Genomic DNA, 20,067 nt, shown 5'->3' with positions numbered 1-20,067 from the left:
ACAGATTCCTCGGTAAACTCGGAATAAAAAAGAGGTTACCCTTGAAGTGGCAACCTCCTCTAAAATCTATTGTCTAAATACTAGGTACTAGGTACCCAATACGTACTACGCAATACTCGGCACTAGTTACTCACCTTGATGCTTTCGTTACCGATAATGATTGGTGGTAAATCTGTTCTTCCTTCTTCAGGACCGTTCTCTAATTTAAGTACACCTCTTGGGCAAACTGCAGAACAAATACCACAGCCAACACAACTTGCACGAACGATGTTCTGGCCTTTTTGAGCATAGGCTCTAACATCAATTCCTTGCTCGCAGTAAGTAGAACAATTACCGCATGAGATACATTGGCCTCCATTAGTGGTAATTCTGAACCTTGACTTGAAACGCTGAATGATACCCATATAGCCTGCCATTGGGCAACCAAAACGACACCAAACACGATTTCCAAGCATTGGATAAAAGCCTACTCCGATGACACCTGAGAACGTTGCTCCAATTAGGAAGCCATAAGGTTTTTGGAAGTTATTGTAGATGTTTAACCCGAAGACCTCTCCTGTATTCCAGAAGTAGCCATAAATGGTCGCAGCGGTCATCACGAAAACGAAAACCATTACACCATGGATCAACCATCTTTCTAGCTTCCAAGCACTCAATTTTTTAGAAGACAAGTGACGGAAAGGATCGCCAGCAGTTTCTGCCAAACCTCCACAACCACAAACCCATGAGCAATACCATCTCTTACCTACGTAGTAAGTAATGATTGGTGTCACGACTAAAAACATTGCTATTCCAACGATTAGGTATAGAGTACCCACAGGTTGATATGCCTCTTGTTGAAAGGCATTCAATTGCCAATCGTAAAAGAAATCATAATCTAAAGGCCAGGTGTTTTTCAAGTCTGTATTGAAATAGCCCAAGTATTCACCACTTGAGGTAGTAACATCATTGTAGTTAAGACCTGCTAAGATCTCTGGTATCAGGTAGGCTAAGAACAACTGACTGGCGATTACCACTAGTGTTCTGATAAACTGATAGCGGTTATGTCGGTATTTAAATAAGAATTTAATCCCTAGAGCCGTGATACAAAGTGTGTAGAGCGTTCCATAAACAAACCATTGACTTGCTGGCGTTCCTTTGAAAAACATGCTCAAGGGGTCAAACAAGGCTACCATACCTTCGTTTCCGCCTGCTTTGAAACCGATATATTCTGGATACCAATAGAGGATCACATAAAAACCAGTGAGTATGATGCCGGCTACCCAGCCCAAAACACCGCGACTCGTTAAACTTTTAAACCAAACGCCATTGTTTTTAATCCCTTCTGGCTGATTGAGGTACAAGCGTGCGGAGTAAATGACTGTTCCTACCAAAATACCCAATAGGGCAACTGGAAGTCCAATTGAGGCTGGAATCGCAACATTTCCCCATGAGAGAAAAAGAACTAATACTCCCAAACCAGCAAGTGCCAAACCTGCCTTCTGGATCACATCGGTGTCCTTCGGCTCTGGGTTAGCGATAGATAAACTTGGATCTACTGATGACATAATTTATTGATATTCTAATTTGAGACTAATTGTAAAATACGCTTCCAGCTCTTCTTTTTTAAGCTGATGTTGCTACCATTCTCGGCATTGAACTGATTGATGATATCCTGCTCATGCGTTTTATAGAGTTCAGGATCAAAGTTGGCATCTCTGAGGTGCTCTAGTACATATTGTACAGTCCTACCTTCTTTGAACCACTTGTCAAAAGCATGATGTCTCAGGCGGAAGCCAAAGTTATTCACGCCCAAAAGTTTGTCGTTAGATTTATCCCAACGCAACCTCAGGCATATTTTACCTCCCTCATGTTCCCAATAGAAGTCATTTTCATTATCCTTCGGCTTAGCCCAAACCCATCCATAGGTCTGGTATTCTATATCGAAGAACTTTGCTGAATTAAACCAATGCCCTGGGTCATATTTAGTCGGTGTATTGCAAATGGTCTCTGCCAAAGCCTCTCCCATCATTCTTCCAGTGTACCAAACTTGCTCAAGGTTTCTACGCTCACCATTCGTTTCTCTGAATTCAGCACAGTCGCCAGCAGCGTAAACATCTTTGACATTGGTTTCCAAATATGGGTCAACCATTATACCACGGTTGGTTTCGATACCAGAACCCTCCAGAAAGCCTATGTTCGGAGAAACTCCGGCAGTAAGCCCTACGAATTGACAGGCAATCTCTTCACCTTGATCGGTTATTACTGCTCTAGCTCGTCCATTTTCATCAGAGAGTATCTCCTTCAGGCCTGTACCAAGTCTCAGATCTACATGATGCTCTTTGATATGGCGGTTGATCATTTCAGATTCGCCATCGGGCAGCACGTTATTCCAGAAACTGTTTTCTCTTACTAGGAAAGTCACAGGGATATTTCTGCTTAATAGCATCTCAGCCATTTCTATACCTATCAGTCCACCCCCTACAATCACGGCTCTGGAAATACTCTTTGTATATTCCTCCATTGATTCAAGGTCTTGATAGTTATAAAGCCCTTGAACGGCCTTTAAGTCTTGACCTGGCCAACCAAATTTATTGGACTTAGAACCTGCGGCTAATACAAGTTTATCGTAGTCCATAGTACAACCATCGGCAAAGGTGAGTGCCTTCTTATCAGTATCTACCTTTTCAACATAAGCTCTTTTCAGATCGATTCGGTTTTTTTCCCAAAACCAATCTTCATATGGCTTAGTATGTTCATATTTCATATGCCCCATATAAATATACATGAGGGCTGTTCGCGAGTAAAAATGATCAGTTTCAGCAGAGATGACCGTTATTCTATGGTCGCTCTTCTTTCTGATATGTCTCGCGGTAGTGATTCCGGAAATTCCATTTCCTATGATTACAATGTGTTGCATGACGAATCTAATAATACATAAAATGTAACTTTTGGTTCTCTGCCGATGTCGTATCAGAGACAGAAAGAAATATTAGCCTTTTTAATTTACTGAAAGCTGAGTCGAATGTGACTCCAATAGGCAAAAGAATTTGTATCTGACATGCAACCTTTAAGGATCGACATTATCTTTAAAGCAAATAATCATTAGAGTAATGAAGAATTTAAAAATGAAGTCTTTACGTTTTGGCCTTTTAGCATTTGCGATGTTGACATTTTCAACCTTCGCTTTTGCTCAGGATCGTGAGAAAATCAATGTAAGAGACTTTAGTGGACTAAGTGTTAGCTCGGCCTTTGCTGTAGAAATCAGCGTAGGTAATGAGGTATCATTGGAGATTGAAATCGAAGATCAGTTTAGAAGTGATTTGATCGCGGAAGTAAGAGGCAGTATGTTGATCATTGGCTTAGAAAACAGCCGAAAGAATCGCAGAATGCGTGAGTCTCCTAAGGCATATATCACGGTAAAGTCATTGAACAAAATACATGTAAGTGGTGCTGTAAGCCTGCGTACTTTGGATGTTATTAAGACTGACGACATGGAACTTCATTTGTCAGGTGCATCGGTAGTAAAGTTAGAGCTTGAAGCTGATGACTTGTCTTTCGAAGCCTCAGGAGCAAGCGTTGTTAACATAGAAGGTTCTGCTAAGACGCAGAATATCAGAATGAGCGGGTCATCTATTTATAGAGCTTATGATTTTGAAACAACCGATACCGACATCCGTGTGGGTGGTGCATGTTCAGTAAATGTATATGTTAGTGGTGATCTTGATGTACGAGCATCGGGCGCTTCTAGTGTGAGATACAAAGGTGGCGCTTCAGTGAACAGCGACACATCAGGCGCTTCGAGCGTGAGAAAAGGTTAATCAATTTATCTGAATATAATCATGACCGATTATATCCCTTGCTTCGAGAGGTCTATACCTTGAAGGGCAGGGGAACTTTATTTAAAGCCACTTCTATTTATCCAAAAACTTTTGAATCAGGTTGTAAGCTGCGCTCATCGCAGGTAGTTCACCGCTTTCAACTTGCTTGAGAATTGTAGGTAGTACCTTAGCGATTTTTGCATCATGATAGAAAGCTTGTCCAAGCATTTCATTCACACTTTCCTTGAACCAATCTACCTGCTGTCGCTTCCTGTTTTCAGTCCAGAAGCCATTGGTTTGCATGGATATTTGATGTTTAACAATCATTTCCCAAATCTCATCAAGGCCAATGTTCTCCAATGCTGAGCAGGTCTTAACTTGTGGTAGCCAACCTGACTCGTCTATTGGAAAAAGGTGAAGTGCACTTTGGTATTCAGCCTTTGCTCGGTTTGCTGCCTTTTGATTTTCACCGTCCGCCTTATTGATCACCACAGCATCGGCCATTTCCATAATTCCCTTCTTGATTCCTTGAAGCTCATCGCCAGCTCCGGCCAGCATCAGCAACAAAAAGAAATCTACCATGCCATGCACCAGCGTCTCAGACTGTCCAACTCCTACCGTTTCGATGAAAATGATATCAAAGCCTGCCGCTTCACAGAGTAACATTGCCTCTCTTGTCTTACTACTCACACCACCTAAAGCACTGCCTGAGGCCGAAGGTCGAATAAAGGCCATCGGATTTCGCGCCAGCTCCTCCATCCGTGTTTTGTCGCCTAAAATGCTACCCTTCGTTTTCTGACTACTGGGGTCAACGGTGAGTACGGCCAGCTTTTTACCTTGTGTGGTCAAAAGTGTTCCGAACGATTCAATGAAAGTACTTTTACCCACACCTGGAACGCCCGTAATGCCTATCCGCATGGAGTTCCCCGTTTTTGGTAGTATGGCTTTCAACAGCTTCTCCGAAGCGATAATATCTTCTGCCTTTTGGCTTTCACAGAGGGTTATTGCCCTACTTAGCACAAGGCGATCGCCTACCAAAACACCTGCTATAAGCTCTTCTATTGTGAGTTTTTTACGCTTCATCTCAAGTTGGCAAGGTAATAATAAAATCAAATGTCATTTAAGCTTCATTTCAAGAGAATAGATGGAATTCTAAGATTCGGAAAACAATTGAATGAAAAAGAAGTAGTTTATTTGAATCCTTAAACTAATGTCACACTTAAAGTTCATCGTCCCCGGAGTCATAGTTCTCCTATCGCTTGTATGCTATCAGGTATACCAAAGGGGTGCTTTTACATTTTTCAGTAGTTCAAATGTAGAACGTGTGGATGCCGAGGAAGCCTTTCGAATGATTTCAACAACCGATTTTACAATTTTGGATGTTAGAGATGAAAGCGAATACGATGTAAGTCATTTGGAGGGAGCCATTCGCTATGAAGAAGGACTGCTTGAAGGTTTGAATGCAAATGAGCCTGTGATGGTATATTGTACAGTAGGATTGAGAAGCAACCAACTCGCGAAGATTCTTGAAGAGGAAGGCTTTAATCAAGTCGTAGAATTGCAAGATGGCCTCATTGGGTGGTCAAATGCGGAGTTGCCATTGGTAAACTCAAGAGATAATCTAACCGACAGCGTTCACGTATACGCACAGTACTTCAGTGCTCTGCTGCGAGGAGGAACACCAGTCTATTAAAATGAAAGCTGACTTACTTATCATTTTTGTTAAGAACCCTATTCTTGGCAAAGCCAAAACCAGATTGGCAGCCACTATAGGCGATGTCAAGGCTTTGGAAGTATACAAATTGCTTTTAGAAAAGACGCGATTAGAGACAGCGGATCTTGATGTCGATAAGGTGGTGTATTATTCGGATTATGTAGATGAATCTGATCTTTGGGACAACACCACATATGCGAAAGCCGTGCAAAGTACTGGAGACTTAGGTATCAAGATAACCACAGCATTCAATAAGGCCTTTCAAGACGGATACCAGAGGGTCTGCATTATTGGAAGTGACTGTTATGACATGACCCAGAACCATCTGGAACAAGCCTTTGAATCGCTCAAGTTCAGAGATACTATTATCGGCCCCGCGGCTGATGGTGGGTATTACACCATAGGCATGTCTCGGTATTTTCCTGAGTTATTTGAACAAAAGGTGTGGAGTACCGAAACTGTTGGTTCCGATACTATAAAAGACTTTGAGGCACTAGACCTAAACTATCAGGTGTTAGAAACCCTCAATGACGTGGATACAGAAGACGATCTGGGCCCCTGGGCAAAGACAGTCATGCATTGACTCATAAATACAAGCTTATGAAAAAGCACATCATTACCACATTGCTAATTCTCATAGTTGCCCTTTATGGCTGTGAACAACCAACAGAGGATTCAATAGACTACCCTGCCAGTGATGTCTTCAATCATGACTGGGCTATGAACAAAATATGGGAAGATGGTCAAGCCGAAGTGGCACATTATGATGCCGAAATGATCGTGTATGGTAAAGTCAGACGGTTTGATAATGCCTATATAACCGTCAAAGAAGAGTTTAATAAAGACTTTAATGTAAAGACGAATGACTATCAGCGTGATGATCTATTCAGTGTTATGAAAGTTAATAAGTTCGGCAGGTTTGAGACCGAAAACTACCCTTACCATTACCTGACAAGTCTTTTCTTTAAAAGGGAGCAACCAGAACAGTTGCATAAAATGACCCACACTGGTCAAGAATGGTGTGGCAATACTTTCAAGCAGTTCGAATTGATTTCAGGTGGCTATGCGTATGATTACAATAGCTATTTTGATGGTTACGGGGATGGGCAAATGAGTATTGAGGGCACGGATCTAATTTGGGAAGACCAACTCTCCTACCTTCTCAGAGCCACAAAATTTGAGGATGGGCTAGAATTCACAAAAAAGGTAGTCGATAGCCAAATCAACACAAAAACCCGTCAACCGAAAATCTACAATGCCCAATTCTCTGTCAGCGATCGGGATAGTGTGTGGCAGGTGAAAACAACTTTGGAGGAAGGTAAGGTCAATACCTATACCTTCAATAAAGAGTATCCTAATCTACTTCAAACCCAAACTACCTGGTACGGCTACAATCTCAAGCTGAATCGCGTAAGTAGATATCAATATTGGAGATAAGTGATTAGTACTTCTTATTTTAGAGTACTAAATCATCAGGAATGTCAACACTCAAGATTACCGATCTCTGGATATATCCCATCAAGTCTATTGCTGGAATTCAGCTAGACCAATCCAAAGTAGAAACACGTGGCCTACAATACGATCGAAGGTGGGTCTTGGCTGATGAAAATGGAATGTTTGTGCATCAACGTGATTATCCTGAAATGGCGCTGCTTCAACCTGAAATCAATGGAGACATCATGACGATTCGCCATAAGACGAAGCCCATTGAAGCCGTAAGTTTCAACATGTCAGAGCCCGACAGTACTCCAGTTTCAGTTACCGTTTGGGATGATACGTGCCCGGCCAAACCAGTAGATGCTAAAGTTGACGCCTGGTTTAGTGAAATTATTGACAAAAAAGTACGCCTCCTATATATGCATGATGACAGCGTTCGACAGGCTGATCAACGCTATGCGATTGAGGAAACTGATAAGGTGAGTTTTGCCGATGGCTACCCTGTGCTCATTATCAGTGAGGAATCCTTGGCTTTTCTTAATAGTAAGAGCACTGAGCATGTTCCCATGAATAGGTTTAGGGCCAATGTGATAGTCTCGGGGGGCGAGGTACATGAAGAAGACAGACTCAGGAAGATTACTGTTGGTGATGTTGAAATGTATGGTGTAAAGCCTTGTGTACGATGTGTGATGACCACCATTGATGTAGATACTGCTCAAAAAGGGAAAGAACCATTAAAAACTCTTTCTACCTATCGAAAAACTGGTAATAAGATCTTATTCGGAGAGAACTTCATCCCGAGTAATGAAGGAGTGATCAGAGTTGGAGATACCTTGAACGTACTAGAGAAAAAGTCGGGGCCTTTTGATTAGTTAATCGGTTATCCGTGGATCGGAAATCAGTCATCAGTAGTTCTAACAGAAATACTGGTTTCTAGTTAACTGATAACTGATTCATGATTACCTTTGCTTTAGCAAAGCCATGGCTGATCTTTATATCAAATCTCTCCATATCATCTTTATTGTTACCTGGTTTGCTGGGCTTTTCTACATTGTCAGACTATTCATTTATCAAAGAGAGGCGCTAGACAAACCTGAACCGGACAGGACCATTCTTGGTGATCAATTAAAAATTATGTCCAAGCGCCTGTGGTACATTATTACTTGGCCATCGGCAATCATTACCCTCATTTTGGGAAGTATCATGGTCTACCAATATCCCGCGATGCTTGAGCTCCCATTTATGCACATCAAACTGACTTTTGTCGCCCTGCTGTACATCTACCACTTCCTGTGTCAAAAACTGTATTCACAGCTTCAAAATGATGAACAACGATATAGCTCAACCCAACTGCGGATTTGGAATGAAATATCCACATTAATACTCATCTCTGTCGTCTTCATTATCGTATTAAAAAATGAGATTAACTGGATCAAAGGCACACTCGGTTTTATGCTTGTGGCTATCGCCCTGATGATCGGAATTCGTACTTATAAAAGGCTTAGAACAAAGGCTTAAAAGCAATGCAAAAAAAAGGAATCACACTTCTATGTGTTACACTGATACTCGCTGTAACCTGGTCTTGCAACGGTAATAAAGGAGCACAAAAACTTCCAATTCTAGGAAGACAAGAGTTCAAAGAGGTTGATGGAAAATTGGACACCATTTACCATACCATTCCGGAGTTTTCATTTTATGACCAAGACAGTCTTGAAGTAACGCTCGCATCCTTTGAAGGGAAAGTTTATGTTGCCGATTTCTTTTTCGGCACCTGCCCCACCATTTGCCCTATTATGAAGCAGCAAATGCTGAGGGTTTATGACAAGTTTAAAGACAATTCGGAATTTGGAATTCTTTCCCATACCATAGACCCGGCACATGATACTGTCGCTTACTTGAAAGATTTCTCAATGCGCCTCGGGGTTTCGGATAGTAAGGTTTGGAAATTTGTAACCGGAGATCAGGATGAAATCTATCGCATTGGAAGTGCCGAGGGCTACCTTGTACCTGTTGGGGAAGATGCCGATGCACCGGGTGGTTTTATCCATAGTGGGGCCTTTATCCTAATAGATAAGGAAAAGCGGATTAGGGGACTATATGATGGCACAAAGCCCTTTGAAGTGGACGCATTGATGAACGACATTCCTAAGCTTTTGGCAGAATATGAAGATTAAAAAATGGGAGTCATTGGTCTTGCTTATCACATTCATTTTTATGGGTTGTGGATCTGGCACAAAGAGTGATAATGAAGATGTTCACTCAAGGTTAGACACCAAAGGCTTGCAACAGTTCTCTAATGGCAAACAACTTTACACCAGATATTGTCAAAACTGCCATATGGAAAATGGTGAAGGCTTGGGCACTTTGATCCCCCCCTTGAAAGATTCTGATTACCTTCTAAATGATGTTGCAGGATCCGCTCGCACTATCAAATATGGCCTCAAAGGCCCTATAAAAGTGAATAGCATTGACTATAATCAACCTATGCCTGCCAATCCGGATTTGACTTCACTGGAAATTCAGGAGCTTCTTATTTATATTTCAAATGCTTGGGGAAACAAAGCAGAGCCAATAACGCTTGAAGCGGTAGAGAACGTTGTTCCTAACCAATAGGCTATTTCAACATTGCTTTTGCTGCTGCGATAGATGAATTGATATCATCCTTGACCTTTGTAACACGATCCATTTCAGTCTGAAAGAAGGCTTTCTGCTCTTCTTCAGTAGATTGACCAGACGTATGAGGCGTTTTGGTTTTCGCCCAATCATTCATCCAGGTCATCATGCCTTTTCTGGCCTCATCCAGCTCTTCCGCAAGACTTCTTAAACCTTCTAGTGCCTCATCTTCGGGATTGCTCTCGGCTAGATCGGTTGCCTTAGCCAGCACTTGCCTTTTAAGGTTCATCACCTCCCCTAGTTTGGGCATTACTTCATCATGGACATCCAAGATTTTTCCCTCTTCCACTTTTGCATCAAAGCCTCCTCCACAAGAGAGTGTAAAAAATGCGACTAACAAGAATCCAAAAAACTTCTTCATTTCACCTCAATTTTCGGCAAATCTAATAGCTATCATCTGCTAAGCCAACAAAAACTCCCTCTACTAATTGGTACATTAGTTTGTCTGGGTTTTTGGCGTTCAGCTTAAGCTTACCACGGATTTTGACACGCTTGGTTGTGTATTTGATCTTTTCTTTCATCGAGATTTCCATGACCGTTTCTGGTCCGCCTGAACCACAGAAAAAACACTCACTGATCGGTAGTGAGGAAAGAATTAATTCGGTTGGTTTGAACATACCATCAAAGGGAATGATAAAGCCATCGACTTCAACGATTTGGTCAGCAATACCTTTAATATCCTTCCCAAAGACAGGGACAAAAACATCACCATACTCATCTTTTTGAATGTCATAACTGACATCTGCCAGGGTTTTCCAGAGTTTAGCTCCTTTCATTTTGACATCTTGTGCCAAAGCTGAAAAGCCAAATCCCAATACAACGATCAATACAAATAGTTTCCTCATCATTTTTTCAATTTACTCTTCGGCCAAAACCTTCGATATATCAGTCTTATACGCATTAAACGCAGGAATGAGCGAAGCGATCAATCCAACAGCTAAACTAATCAACAATACATACAGTTCTTGGTTCACAAAAACCAATCCAGTCACTCCCACTTCTTCTGACTTTTCGTAAGAACGGGCTAGCATTTCCATGAGGCCATGCCCCAAAATAATTCCCAATATTCCACCTAAAGTGGTAATAATAACTCCTTCAATAATCACATGTACAAATAATTTACCCCTCGATGCACCAAGAGACCTCATAATGGCCAGGTCGTACTTTCTGTCCTTTAGGGCATTGTACATAGATATGAATACACTCAGCCCAGCAATGATTATGATTATGTAAGCAAAACTTCTCAGCATGTCTACACCTATACCCAGCAATGAAAAAAGTCTCTGAGTTTCAAAAGCGGGTGAAGCAGCCTGCATATTGGTATTGGCGTTGATCATCCTTGGCATTTGCACAGCCCCCATCGGAGAGCGGTATTGAATAAGCATTGAGGTTATTTCATCCTCCTCGTCACCCTCAGGAAAACCAGTCTCGAATGCCGACCCTAATTCTTTTGCTTCATGTTCCTCTCCTTCATGCTCTTCTTCGTCATGATCATGCACAGCCCAAACGCTCTCGATATTGGTTAAAATGAGGTTATCTAAGACACTCCCATTTTGCTCGAGTATTCCAATAACATGATACTTTCTTTCGTCATGTTCAAGGTCTGTCACAGACAATCCATGTGCCCCAAAAAACTCATCACCAACACTCAGCTGCAGTCGCGCAGCTGCATTGGCACCGAGAACAACATCCAGGTTATAACTCCAGAGTTCTCCTGAGCTAATCTCACCCTGATAAAGTTTAATGTAATCATGATTGGTACCGACAATTCGAAACCCTCCATAGTTATCTCCCAAAGCCAGAGGAATGGCCGACTTGACCAGTCGATTCCGCGTAATCGCTTTGGCTTCGTCCAGCTTTACATTTCCGGTGGGAAAATCAATATGGTAAACATTGGCTAGAATGAGTTGCAAGGGACTGCCCTTGGCGCCAACTACCAAATCGATACCTCTTTTATTCTTTGCAAGATTCTCTTCCAATTGCGAGCTCAGCAGAATGAGTACCAAAATGATCGCCACACCTAAGCTCATCAAAAGCACATTTAGTGCAGTGTTGAGTGGCTTGCTCTTTATGTAATTCCAACTTAAGGATATCAGATTCATGATGCGCTGAGGTTAAGTTGAAGTTCGAATTGTTCTTTTACACGTTGGTCGTGTGTAGCAATCAAGAGTGATGCCTGATACTTTTCTGCCTGACATTTCAGAAGCTCAATTACTTTCTTTGCATTATCATCATCCAGACTTGCCGTTGGTTCATCGGCTAAAATTAGTCTTGGTCTATTAAGCAATGCACGAGCTATCGTCACCCGTTGCTGTTCTCCCTGACTCAATGACCTGACCTTCTTTTCAGCTTTGTGACCTAAATTAAGTTCTTCCAGTACTTCGTAAACCCTTCCCTTGTCTTGAGCTGTTCCAGAAAAGTACTGGGCTAGTAGTAAGTTATCTCCCACGGACAAAGCACTGATCAGGTGAGCTTTTTGAAATACGAGTCCGATATTCTGTCCGCGGTACTTATCTCTTTGATGACCAGAAAGGCTATATAAATCTGTATTTCCTATTACCACTTTCCCTTCCTTAGGTTGAAGTAGCCCTCCAAGAATATGGAGCAAGGTGGTTTTTCCGCTTCCGGAATTACCTAGAATCAGCAGGTGTTCAGCCTCCTTTACCTCCATCTGCGGGATTGAAAGCACTTTTTGATCGGAATACCCGAAACTTAAACCATCAATACTGATCATGAGATTGCGATTGAAAATCTAATTAACGGAAGGTATCCTAATTAATAAAACCGATCGTATAGAATTCCGAAAACCTGTGAAATGTTTTATCCGTTATCAAATCATCTATAAAGCTTTTACACATCAGTTTTTTGACAAATTAATAATACCTTTACTGCTTACGTAAAGCCTAAAAATCTATTTATGCTCGACTTCTTAAAGCGAAAAAAGAAAGCCGAAAAACAACCGAAAGTCAAGAGGAGTTTCTTCAGAGAGTTAGCTAATGATATTCTATTTGCGCTGATCGCTGTAACCATTATCCGCGGTTTGTTCATTGAAGCTTATGCTATACCTACAGGTTCAATGGAAAACTCCATGCTGATCGGTGATCACCTCTTTGTGAGTAAAGTACATTTTGGACCTAGGACTCCAACCACTTTGATTCAATTTCCACTAGCACATCAAAAGTTCTGGGGTACCGATATTCCTTCTTATAGCGATATTATTCAAGCACCGAGTTTTAGGCTTCCTGGTTTAAGAGACCCTCGCGTAGGTGAACCTGTTGTTTTTAATTATCCACCGGACACTCAATACCCCTTAGACATAAAAACTTTTTATGTAAAGAGATGTATGGCGACACCAGGTGATGTTTTCGAAGTAAGAAATAAACAGGTTTATGTTAATGGAGAGCCTGCCGAAAATACCCCTGGTATGTTGACAAGTTATTTGGCTGAGACTCCTAAAGGTGTGCATCAAAGGTATTTAAGAGAGATTGGAATTACTGATTACACAGATAAGAATCCTTTTGATACTTACGCAACTAACGCTTTACCAAATAACAGCTATAATGGTAAAATCGGTTTTGAATTTCACACCACCCGAGAAAAGGCGGATAAGCTGGCGGAGTATAATTTTATAGAAAGTGTAGAAGAGATATTTCATCCTAAAGGCTCTGGACCTCCCGTCTATCCAATTTCCACTAACTATGACGGGAGTAGTAACTTCTCTAATTCAATCAATACAAGGTTTGACTGGACGATTGACAATTTTGGCCCTCTAAAAATGCCTTCGAAAGGCATGGAAATAGAATTAACACCAAGAAACATAGATTTATATGGGCGTGCGATTCAATTCTATGAACACAATGATGATGTAGAAATTAGAGGGGAAGAAGTATTTATTGAGGGAGAAAAAATTGAGACTTATACTTTCAAGCAGGGTTACTATTTCATGATTGGTGACAATCGCCATAACTCGGCTGATTCTAGAACATGGGGCCTTGTTCCTTATGATCATATTGTAGGCAAGCCATTGTTTATTTTCTGGTCGATGGATCGAACTGACCCTAATACTGGCTTCTTCCAAAATATCAGGTTCAACAGGATTTTAGATTTGATCAAATAGCTCTGAAACACTTTCTGACCATAATCATTATTCTATCAGCAAGCGCTGCCTCTTTTGCTCAAAACAAAAGCACATGGAATGTCCTGTCCAAGGTTCAAATTGAAAAACGATTTGACGAAGTGCTGAACTATGAAATAGACTTCCCGACCTTCAGCGATGATGTAAAAGCCTTAAATGGCAAGGAAATTACCTTAGAGGGATGGATGATTCCATTAGACGAGCTTCGTGGTGAAAACTACTTTGTGCTCTCGGCACTTCCCTTTGCCAACTGTTTCTTCTGTGGTGGTGCAGGCCCAGAAACTGTGGTAGAAGTCTTCTCAGAAAAGAATATCAAATTCACCGAAAAAAGAATTAAGGTCAAAGGCACTTTGAACATCAACCCTGATGACCCAATGAAATTGATGTACATTCTGCAGAAAGCAGAATTGATCGATTAGTCGGTCTTTGACGGTATAAAATATAAAGTCATGAAGTATTTACTCTCCTTTCTTCTTGTCGCTGTGACAGCATTTTCATCTTTGGCTCAAACCGATCAGGATGAAATTCAAATTCGAAAAATCTTTGATGAAGCTTTAGAAAAGGGTGAGAGTTATGAAATGCTGAGGCACCTCACCAAAAACATTGGCGGACGTTTGAGCGGATCGCCTCAGGCTGCTGCCGCTGTGGAGTGGAGCAGACAGCAAATGATTGCTTATGGCTTTGATACCGTTTACTTACAGCCGGTTATGGTGCCTCATTGGGTTAGGGGTAAAAAGGAAGTTGGTCGCATAGTCAACTCAAAGAAACTTGGAGCTGTCAATGTAAATGTAGTGGCCTTAGGAAATTCAGTCGGTTCTGGTGCTGCCGGTGTATTGGGAAACATCATTGAGGTGCAGGACTTTCAGGAGCTAGCCAAACTCGGAAAAGCTCAAATACAAGGAAAGATTGTCTTCTTTAACCGTCCAATGGATGCTAAATTGATGGACACCTTCTCAGCTTATAGTGGAGCTTCCAACCAAAGAGGAGCCGGCCCTTCAGAAGCCGCCAAGTATGGAGCTATTGGAGTTTTAGTAAGGTCGCTTAGCTCTTTTAGCGATGACGTGCCCCATACTGGAGGCACGAGATATGGACTTAATATCCCGAAAATACCCGCTGTTGCCATTAGCACCAATGATGCGGACATGCTTAGTGGACTACTCAAAGACGATACAGACCTAAAATTCTATTTTGAGACGCATTGCGAGATGTTACCCGATGTACTCTCTTATAATGTAGTGGGTGAAATCAGAGGTTCTGAAAAGCCAGAAGAAATAATAGCAGTTGGAGGACATCTCGATTCATGGGACTTGGCTGAAGGAGCTCATGACGATGGTGCAGGCTGTGTACAATCGATAGAGGTGCTTCGTATTATGAAAGCCATGAATTACCAACCTAAAAGGACCATTCGAGCAGTGATGTTCATGAACGAAGAGAATGGCTTGATGGGAGGACGCAAGTATGCAGCCATTGCTGCTGAAAAGAATGAGCATCACATTGCGGCCATGGAGTCTGACAGAGGAGGTTTTCTACCTATCGGCTTTGGCATTTCTGGCACAAAAGCCCAACAGGATAAGCTATTAAGCTGGAAACCTCTCTTTGAGCCATACAACATTCATCAATTCAAAAGAGGCGGTGGCGGTGCCGATATCAGCCCCTTAAGAACACAAGATGTCCCGACAATAGGCTACCTACCAGATAGTCAACGCTATTTCAAATACCACCACACAGGCATCGATAACTTCGAAGTTGTGAACCAACGAGAGCTGGAATTAGGCGCTGCAGCCATGGCATCAATTATCTATCTCATCGATCAGTACGGATTGTAATTTCCTAACCGGTTAGAGCCCGTTTAAGGCCAGATATTGGTACTATGTATAAAAAGGTACTATCCTACACAACATATTGATATTGGTCTCGTTCTACCCACTACCACAACCTTTGTAACATATTCCACCTGGCTTCTGTCATATGGGGTATCGCCCAAAGGCTCAACCCGCCAAGGGCGGATAAACTCAAAATGTCATGCAGTCACTCAAAGAATTTTTCTGGTTCTGTTCTGGAGCCAACATCTCACTACTAAAACGCTGCCCTACGGATGCTTCAAAGTATACCGGTATGGGTGCGGCAGTTTTTTTTACAGGAATACTGGCCGCCCTTTCCGGTGGCTATGCCTTCTTCACAGTCTTTGAAAATCCTTATTGGGCAGCCGTCTTCGGTTTAGTATGGGGAACAATCATTTTCAACCTAGATCGCTTTATTGTGTCAACCATGCGAAAGAAGCAAGGTGGCTGGTTCAAGGAAATCATTATCGCATCACCTAGAATGCTGTTGGCCGTTATGCTAGCCATTGTCATTTCTAAGCCCCTTGAATTGCGCATATTCTCTAAAGAAATTGATCGTAAGCTTGTAGTACTGGAAGAACAGATTTATCAGAATGAAATCTCCGAAATAGAGAAGCGATACACTACAGAGAGCAATGCCTTACAGAACCAAATAAGCACTCTCAAAGGGGAGATTGCCGATAAAACAATTACTCGAAACCAATTGGCAGCTGCGGCCAGAGCCGAAGCTGATGGAACTGGTGGCTCCATGAGACGCAGTGCTGGCCCGATCTACCAACTCAAGAAAGCCGATGCTGATCAAGCACAAAAGGAACTAGACCTTGTATCAAATGAAAACCGATCAATCATAGCTGCAAAAGAAGTTGAGTACAATGCGCTCATGTCTCAGAAGACTACCGAACTGGAACAAATCAAAAGGAACCCATGGAATGGAATGGCAGCTCAACTAGAAGCCCTCAGAGTATTGGGCGAAGAAAACCGAGCTATTTATCTAGCCAATATCTTCATACTCCTGTTGTTTGTGATGTTGGAATGTACGCCTATCATTGTGAAGCTAATCGCACCACGGGGGCCATATGACGAACTGCTAGAAATCAGGGAGCACTTCTTTAAAAACCACAACTTAGAGAAGATCGCAGAGATGAATCATTCGACACATGAAAAACTCAAATACTTGATTAATGGATAAACAAAAAACCCCGATGAATCGGGGCTTTTTGTTTCAAGCTCTGAAATTGAATCAGGGCTATGTGAATTTAGCTATCTCCTCTTTAGATAAACTTCTTGTCGCTCAAGTCTTCCTCTTCGATCCTTGTCGTATGATTGTAGCTTATCATCATCGAGAAGCCAGACATCGTGATCGTTAGAGTATCCCATTGAAAATCTGCGACCTCTTCTGCGTCTGTCATCGTCTTCATCTTCGATGACTAGCTCTCCATCGTCATTGATATACCATTCTGCCCATTCAGTTTCTCTTTCTCCGAAGACCTTAACGCTGATTTTCACCTCGCCATCTTCTCTGAAATCGAAACGGACATCAATGCTTTCGACAATATCCAATGCAAAGTTGCTCACGCTTTTTGCGAAGCTTCTGGCTAACCAGAACTCTTCCTCTTCTAGTTCTTCCTCAACTTCGTCTTTGACATGATCAATGTCTATAACAAGATCCCATTCTCCAAGAATGTCTTTTTCTTTCACCTTTTTTTGCGCCTGCACAGATATGCAGACCGCTACTAACAGTAATGCTGTGATGAGTTTTTTCATTTTGACCGTGGTTTGATTTGATAAGTGTTCTTATTAAAGACTTATTCCCGAGCAAAAAGTTACACCCCACACCTGAGAGGTTGACATGAAAGTCTAAATGGAAAATTAGAAGGTTTAGCGATAGCCAACCTGATCCACTAGTAATTTCCTGCTCCTTACAAACAGGCCCTCTCCTTCAGCGACAATCTTTCCAGCACTATTCACAATCCTTGACATCGAGACAATCTCCTTCTCATTTTCTGACACTACCTCCCCTGTCGCAGTCAGTTGATCTACTTCTACTGGTCTTTTGAAGTGAATAGTATATGATTTGGTCAATAGAAAGTAGGTGGACTCAATAGAGGCAGCAGCAAAGTAAGCAGCATCGTCAAGGAGTTTGAAATAGATGGCCCCATGCAGGGCCTCAGCAGCATGAAAGTAGTCTTTTGAGATATTTAAAGAGTAGATCGCTTTCCTTTCTTCAACACTCATTTCGGCTCCAATCAACATATTCTGAATGGGGGCAGAATGAAACATCTGTTCTAAGCGATCATAATGGGCCTTACTCATAATCGGGAATCAGACCAAACTGGATAAAATGATGCTTGAAATGCTTACGATGAAAGCAAAGCCATTCATTGGCCGTCATCGGCCCACCGTAAGGGTGATTGGCTACAGCATTCGGATTAGCTTTCATATAACTCAAAAAGCTCTCCGTTTCTGTGATCAATTTGGCCCTTGCCTCATCCAAACTGGCCGACCTTAAAGGCTGCAATTCATTCTTGCCTGTCGGAGAAGGAACTGAGCGCCTCATTGGGCTGTCTTTCATCAAGTAGGCCTTCAGTCGAAGGAAGTCCTCTTCTTTGGAAACCACCGGAATCTTAATTCTTCCGATAGACATCTTATAAGTGACTATAAGGTGCTCTAGCATATGTTGAGGGGTCATCAAACCCCACACTGGTTGCTTGTCTTCCGTCAGCTTCTCGAGTATTAATGGTACTTCTTCCAGAAAGAAAGATTCTATGGCTGCTAAGTTTTCTTCCATATTTTCAAATATAAAAAAAGCCCCGACTAGCGGGGCTTTCAATTAATCTTCTCCTAAGAAAGGATATCTATAGTCTGTTGGTGGAACGAAGGTCTCCTTGATCGTTCTTGGTGACACCCAACGCAAAAGGTTAATCATTGATCCTGCCTTATCATTAGTTCCAGAACCTCTGGCACCACCAAATGGCTGCTGACCAACTACCGCACCTGTCGGTTTATCATTGATATAGAAGTTACCCGCAGACTGCTCTAATCTCTTAGTCGCCAATTCTACAGCGTAACGATCTCTACCGAAAATCGAACCCGTCAATGCATACGGAGAGGTATCGTCAAGCAATGCTAAAGTTGACTCGAACTCATTCTCATCATACACATAGATTGTAATTACAGGACCGAAGATCTCTTCGCACATTGTTGTGTATTTAGGATCCTTTGTCAACAAAACAGTCGGCTCAACGAAGTAGCCCTTAGATTTGTCATAATTGCCTCCCGCAATAACCTCCACATCAGAGCTTGCCTTAGCATTATCAATGTACCTGGCAATGTTGTCAAATGACTTTTCATCAATCACCGCATTGACAAAGTTTGTAAAATCTTCGGTTGGACCCATTTTGAAAGTAGCCAGATCAGCCTGAACGTAAGTCTTTACATCTTCCCAAAGATTAGACGGGATGTAAGCCCTAGAGGCTGCCGAACATTTCTGTCCTTGGTACTCAAATGCACCTCTCGAAATTGCTGTCGCAACTTCCTTGGCATCCGAAGACCTGTGGACCATGATAAAGTCCTTACCTCCAGTTTCGCCTACAATTCGAGGATAAGATCTGTACTTATAAATGTTCTCACCGATAGTCTTCCAAATGTGTTGGAATACACCTGTGCTACCTGTAAAGTGGATACCACCGAAATCCTTGTGGTTGAAGATCACATCACCGGCAACTGGTCCTGAAACATAAACCAAGTTAATTACACCATCAGGAACACCCGCTTCTTTGAAAACTTGCATCAACACATTAGCAGAATAGATCTGAGTGTTTGAAGGTTTCCAAACAATGGTGTTACCCATCATAGCAGCAGAAGTTGGCAGGTTACCCGCGATGGCAGTAAAGTTGAAAGGAGTCAATGCAAAGACGAATCCCTCCAGTGGTCTTTGCTCAACGCGATTCCAAATACCTTTTGAAGAGTTAGGCTGCTGAGCATAAATCTCAGTCATATACTGCACATTGAATCTTAAGAAATCAATAAACTCACAAGCCGCGTCTATTTCGGCTTGATAAGCATTTTTTGATTGACCCAACATTGTTGCAGCATTAATCTTTGCCCTATATGGCCCTGCAAGCAATTCGGCTGCTTTCAAAAAGATTGAAGCTCTATGTTCCCAGCTTAAGTCAGCCCATGCGGATTTAGCTGCCATGGCTGCATCAATAGCACTTTCAACATGCGAAGCATCTCCCTCATTAAAATGTCCTAAAATATGCTGATGATCATGTGGAGGAGACATTGCAACTTTATTGCTAGTTGTCACTTCTTGATCACCGATGTACATAGGTACATCAATTTGTTGTGCTCTGGCCTCGGCCAAAGCAGCTTGTAATTCCTTCCTTTCCCTTGACCCTGGAGCATAGTCCAATACAGGCTCATTGGTAGGGGTAGGCACGTTGAAAAATCCGGTTGCCATAGTTT

At 42.0% G+C, this 20,067-nt stretch carries 23 protein-coding genes; 12 read left to right on the top strand and 11 right to left on the bottom strand.

Annotation, left to right across the window (positions count from 1 at the left end; translation table 11 throughout):
* Window positions 1-122: 122 nt before the first annotated feature.
* Window positions 123-1,547: a 4Fe-4S dicluster domain-containing protein gene (locus tag J4E76_RS11140; protein WP_208504178.1), complete on the bottom strand. Its 1,425-nt coding sequence runs from the start codon at window positions 1,545-1,547 to the stop codon at window positions 123-125.
* A gap of 14 nt (window positions 1,548-1,561) precedes the next feature.
* Window positions 1,562-2,899 (bottom strand): NAD(P)/FAD-dependent oxidoreductase, encoded by a 1,338-nt coding sequence (locus tag J4E76_RS11135; RefSeq protein WP_208504176.1) that lies wholly within the window; start codon window positions 2,897-2,899, stop codon window positions 1,562-1,564.
* Between the two features lie 193 nt (window positions 2,900-3,092).
* On the opposite strand from J4E76_RS11135, the gene J4E76_RS11130 reads away from it, so the two are divergent.
* Window positions 3,093-3,800, top strand: coding sequence for a head GIN domain-containing protein (locus tag J4E76_RS11130; protein WP_208504174.1), 708 nt, complete (start codon window positions 3,093-3,095; stop codon window positions 3,798-3,800).
* A 93-nt stretch (window positions 3,801-3,893) separates the two neighbouring features.
* On the opposite strand, the gene meaB is transcribed toward J4E76_RS11130, so the two are convergent.
* Window positions 3,894-4,883 (bottom strand): methylmalonyl Co-A mutase-associated GTPase MeaB, encoded by a 990-nt coding sequence (gene meaB / locus J4E76_RS11125; RefSeq protein ID WP_208504172.1) that lies wholly within the window; start codon window positions 4,881-4,883, stop codon window positions 3,894-3,896.
* A 127-nt stretch (window positions 4,884-5,010) separates the two neighbouring features.
* On the opposite strand from meaB, the gene J4E76_RS11120 reads away from it, so the two are divergent.
* From J4E76_RS11120 to J4E76_RS11090, 7 genes are all read left to right on the top strand, one after another.
* Window positions 5,011-5,493: a rhodanese-like domain-containing protein gene (locus J4E76_RS11120; protein ID WP_208504170.1), complete on the top strand. Its 483-nt coding sequence runs from the start codon at window positions 5,011-5,013 to the stop codon at window positions 5,491-5,493.
* Window position 5,494: 1 nt separating this feature from the next.
* Complete coding sequence (locus tag J4E76_RS11115) at window positions 5,495-6,097, top strand: TIGR04282 family arsenosugar biosynthesis glycosyltransferase (RefSeq protein ID WP_208504168.1); 603 nt, start codon at window positions 5,495-5,497, stop codon at window positions 6,095-6,097.
* A gap of 17 nt (window positions 6,098-6,114) precedes the next feature.
* Window positions 6,115-6,951: a hypothetical protein gene (locus J4E76_RS11110; RefSeq protein WP_208504166.1), complete on the top strand. Its 837-nt coding sequence runs from the start codon at window positions 6,115-6,117 to the stop codon at window positions 6,949-6,951.
* Between the two features lie 41 nt (window positions 6,952-6,992).
* The gene (locus tag J4E76_RS11105) at window positions 6,993-7,823 is read left to right on the top strand and encodes an MOSC domain-containing protein (protein ID WP_208504165.1); all 831 of its coding nucleotides are present in this window, start codon (window positions 6,993-6,995) and stop codon (window positions 7,821-7,823) included.
* Between the two features lie 109 nt (window positions 7,824-7,932).
* Window positions 7,933-8,469: a CopD family protein gene (locus tag J4E76_RS11100; protein WP_208504162.1), complete on the top strand. Its 537-nt coding sequence runs from the start codon at window positions 7,933-7,935 to the stop codon at window positions 8,467-8,469.
* A gap of 5 nt (window positions 8,470-8,474) precedes the next feature.
* Window positions 8,475-9,125 carry an SCO family protein gene (locus tag J4E76_RS11095; protein ID WP_208504160.1) on the top strand — a complete coding sequence of 217 codons (651 nt, stop codon included), beginning with the start codon at window positions 8,475-8,477 and terminating at the stop codon, window positions 9,123-9,125.
* A complete protein-coding gene (locus tag J4E76_RS11090; protein WP_208504159.1) occupies window positions 9,115-9,564 on the top strand; it encodes a cytochrome c in 450 nt (149 codons plus the stop codon). Before J4E76_RS11095 ends, J4E76_RS11090 begins: the two co-directional genes overlap by 11 nt.
* Before the next feature lies 1 nt (window position 9,565).
* On the opposite strand, the gene J4E76_RS11085 is transcribed toward J4E76_RS11090, so the two are convergent.
* From J4E76_RS11085 to J4E76_RS11070, 4 genes are read right to left on the bottom strand one after another with little or no spacing between them, the layout of a single operon-like run.
* On the bottom strand, window positions 9,566-9,985 hold the full coding sequence (locus J4E76_RS11085) for a hypothetical protein (protein ID WP_208504157.1): 420 nt from the start codon (window positions 9,983-9,985) through the stop codon (window positions 9,566-9,568).
* 22 nt (window positions 9,986-10,007) lie between these two features.
* Window positions 10,008-10,469, bottom strand: a complete 462-nt coding sequence (locus J4E76_RS11080) for a hypothetical protein (RefSeq protein ID WP_208504154.1) — start codon at window positions 10,467-10,469, stop codon at window positions 10,008-10,010.
* Between the two features lie 12 nt (window positions 10,470-10,481).
* On the bottom strand, window positions 10,482-11,726 hold the full coding sequence (locus J4E76_RS11075; RefSeq protein WP_208504152.1) for an ABC transporter permease: 1,245 nt from the start codon (window positions 11,724-11,726) through the stop codon (window positions 10,482-10,484).
* Window positions 11,723-12,358, bottom strand: a complete 636-nt coding sequence (locus J4E76_RS11070; RefSeq protein ID WP_208504151.1) for an ABC transporter ATP-binding protein — start codon at window positions 12,356-12,358, stop codon at window positions 11,723-11,725. The genes J4E76_RS11075 and J4E76_RS11070 overlap by 4 nt, the downstream gene beginning before the upstream one ends.
* A gap of 183 nt (window positions 12,359-12,541) precedes the next feature.
* Between J4E76_RS11070 and lepB the strand changes: the two genes are divergently transcribed.
* The 4 genes from lepB (at window position 12,542) to J4E76_RS11050 (ending at window position 16,789) form a co-directional block, all read left to right on the top strand.
* Window positions 12,542-13,741, top strand: a complete 1,200-nt coding sequence (gene lepB / locus J4E76_RS11065) for a signal peptidase I (RefSeq protein WP_208504149.1) — start codon at window positions 12,542-12,544, stop codon at window positions 13,739-13,741.
* A 119-nt stretch (window positions 13,742-13,860) separates the two neighbouring features.
* Window positions 13,861-14,178, top strand: coding sequence for a hypothetical protein (locus J4E76_RS11060; protein ID WP_236017405.1), 318 nt, complete (start codon window positions 13,861-13,863; stop codon window positions 14,176-14,178).
* 30 nt (window positions 14,179-14,208) lie between these two features.
* Window positions 14,209-15,585, top strand: a complete 1,377-nt coding sequence (locus J4E76_RS11055; RefSeq protein WP_208504147.1) for a M20/M25/M40 family metallo-hydrolase — start codon at window positions 14,209-14,211, stop codon at window positions 15,583-15,585.
* Between the two features lie 196 nt (window positions 15,586-15,781).
* Window positions 15,782-16,789 carry a DUF4407 domain-containing protein gene (locus tag J4E76_RS11050; RefSeq protein ID WP_208504145.1) on the top strand — a complete coding sequence of 336 codons (1,008 nt, stop codon included), beginning with the start codon at window positions 15,782-15,784 and terminating at the stop codon, window positions 16,787-16,789.
* 71 nt (window positions 16,790-16,860) lie between these two features.
* Here the strand turns inward: J4E76_RS11050 and J4E76_RS11045 are convergent, their stop codons facing one another.
* The 4 genes from J4E76_RS11045 to pruA all read right to left on the bottom strand — a co-directional run bounded on the left by J4E76_RS11045 (window position 16,861) and on the right by pruA (window position 20,062).
* The gene (locus J4E76_RS11045; protein ID WP_208504143.1) at window positions 16,861-17,364 is read right to left on the bottom strand and encodes a hypothetical protein; all 504 of its coding nucleotides are present in this window, start codon (window positions 17,362-17,364) and stop codon (window positions 16,861-16,863) included.
* 114 nt (window positions 17,365-17,478) lie between these two features.
* The gene (locus J4E76_RS11040; protein ID WP_208504141.1) at window positions 17,479-17,913 is read right to left on the bottom strand and encodes a PaaI family thioesterase; all 435 of its coding nucleotides are present in this window, start codon (window positions 17,911-17,913) and stop codon (window positions 17,479-17,481) included.
* A complete protein-coding gene (locus J4E76_RS11035; protein ID WP_208504140.1) occupies window positions 17,906-18,388 on the bottom strand; it encodes a hypothetical protein in 483 nt (160 codons plus the stop codon). The genes J4E76_RS11040 and J4E76_RS11035 overlap by 8 nt, the downstream gene beginning before the upstream one ends.
* A gap of 42 nt (window positions 18,389-18,430) precedes the next feature.
* A complete protein-coding gene (gene pruA, locus J4E76_RS11030) occupies window positions 18,431-20,062 on the bottom strand; it encodes an L-glutamate gamma-semialdehyde dehydrogenase (RefSeq protein ID WP_208504138.1) in 1,632 nt (543 codons plus the stop codon).
* Between the last annotated feature and the right edge of the window lie 5 nt (window positions 20,063-20,067).

This window comes from Roseivirga sp. E12, from assembly GCF_017592825.1.
In the GTDB taxonomy this organism is placed as follows: Bacteria; Bacteroidota; Bacteroidia; order Cytophagales; family Cyclobacteriaceae; genus Roseivirga.
This window is presented reverse-complemented; position numbering and strand designations above follow the sequence as displayed.

Bases quoted from the DNA above. Each gene is read 5' to 3' on its own strand.
- J4E76_RS11090 (WP_208504159.1), top strand. From the start codon at position 9,115: ATGAAGATTAAAAAATGGGAGTCATTGGTCTTGCTTATCACATTCATT.
- J4E76_RS11035 (WP_208504140.1), bottom strand. From the start codon at position 18,388: ATGGAAGAAAACTTAGCAGCCATAGAATCTTTCTTTCTGGAAGAAGTA.
- J4E76_RS11100 (WP_208504162.1), top strand. From the start codon at position 7,933: ATGGCTGATCTTTATATCAAATCTCTCCATATCATCTTTATTGTTACC.
- J4E76_RS11130 (WP_208504174.1), top strand. From the start codon at position 3,093: ATGAAGAATTTAAAAATGAAGTCTTTACGTTTTGGCCTTTTAGCATTT.
- J4E76_RS11115 (WP_208504168.1), top strand. From the start codon at position 5,495: ATGAAAGCTGACTTACTTATCATTTTTGTTAAGAACCCTATTCTTGGC.
- lepB (WP_208504149.1), top strand. From the start codon at position 12,542: ATGCTCGACTTCTTAAAGCGAAAAAAGAAAGCCGAAAAACAACCGAAA.
- meaB (WP_208504172.1), bottom strand. From the start codon at position 4,883: ATGAAGCGTAAAAAACTCACAATAGAAGAGCTTATAGCAGGTGTTTTG.
- J4E76_RS11075 (WP_208504152.1), bottom strand. From the start codon at position 11,726: ATGAATCTGATATCCTTAAGTTGGAATTACATAAAGAGCAAGCCACTC.
- J4E76_RS11070 (WP_208504151.1), bottom strand. From the start codon at position 12,358: ATGATCAGTATTGATGGTTTAAGTTTCGGGTATTCCGATCAAAAAGTG.
- J4E76_RS11135 (WP_208504176.1), bottom strand. From the start codon at position 2,899: ATGCAACACATTGTAATCATAGGAAATGGAATTTCCGGAATCACTACC.
- J4E76_RS11110 (WP_208504166.1), top strand. From the start codon at position 6,115: ATGAAAAAGCACATCATTACCACATTGCTAATTCTCATAGTTGCCCTT.
- J4E76_RS11055 (WP_208504147.1), top strand. From the start codon at position 14,209: ATGAAGTATTTACTCTCCTTTCTTCTTGTCGCTGTGACAGCATTTTCA.
- J4E76_RS11120 (WP_208504170.1), top strand. From the start codon at position 5,011: ATGTCACACTTAAAGTTCATCGTCCCCGGAGTCATAGTTCTCCTATCG.
- J4E76_RS11105 (WP_208504165.1), top strand. From the start codon at position 6,993: ATGTCAACACTCAAGATTACCGATCTCTGGATATATCCCATCAAGTCT.
- J4E76_RS11045 (WP_208504143.1), bottom strand. From the start codon at position 17,364: ATGAAAAAACTCATCACAGCATTACTGTTAGTAGCGGTCTGCATATCT.
- J4E76_RS11080 (WP_208504154.1), bottom strand. From the start codon at position 10,469: ATGAGGAAACTATTTGTATTGATCGTTGTATTGGGATTTGGCTTTTCA.
- J4E76_RS11095 (WP_208504160.1), top strand. From the start codon at position 8,475: ATGCAAAAAAAAGGAATCACACTTCTATGTGTTACACTGATACTCGCT.
- J4E76_RS11040 (WP_208504141.1), bottom strand. From the start codon at position 17,913: ATGAGTAAGGCCCATTATGATCGCTTAGAACAGATGTTTCATTCTGCC.
- J4E76_RS11085 (WP_208504157.1), bottom strand. From the start codon at position 9,985: ATGAAGAAGTTTTTTGGATTCTTGTTAGTCGCATTTTTTACACTCTCT.
- J4E76_RS11140 (WP_208504178.1), bottom strand. From the start codon at position 1,547: ATGTCATCAGTAGATCCAAGTTTATCTATCGCTAACCCAGAGCCGAAG.
- pruA (WP_208504138.1), bottom strand. From the start codon at position 20,062: ATGGCAACCGGATTTTTCAACGTGCCTACCCCTACCAATGAGCCTGTA.
- J4E76_RS11050 (WP_208504145.1), top strand. From the start codon at position 15,782: ATGCAGTCACTCAAAGAATTTTTCTGGTTCTGTTCTGGAGCCAACATC.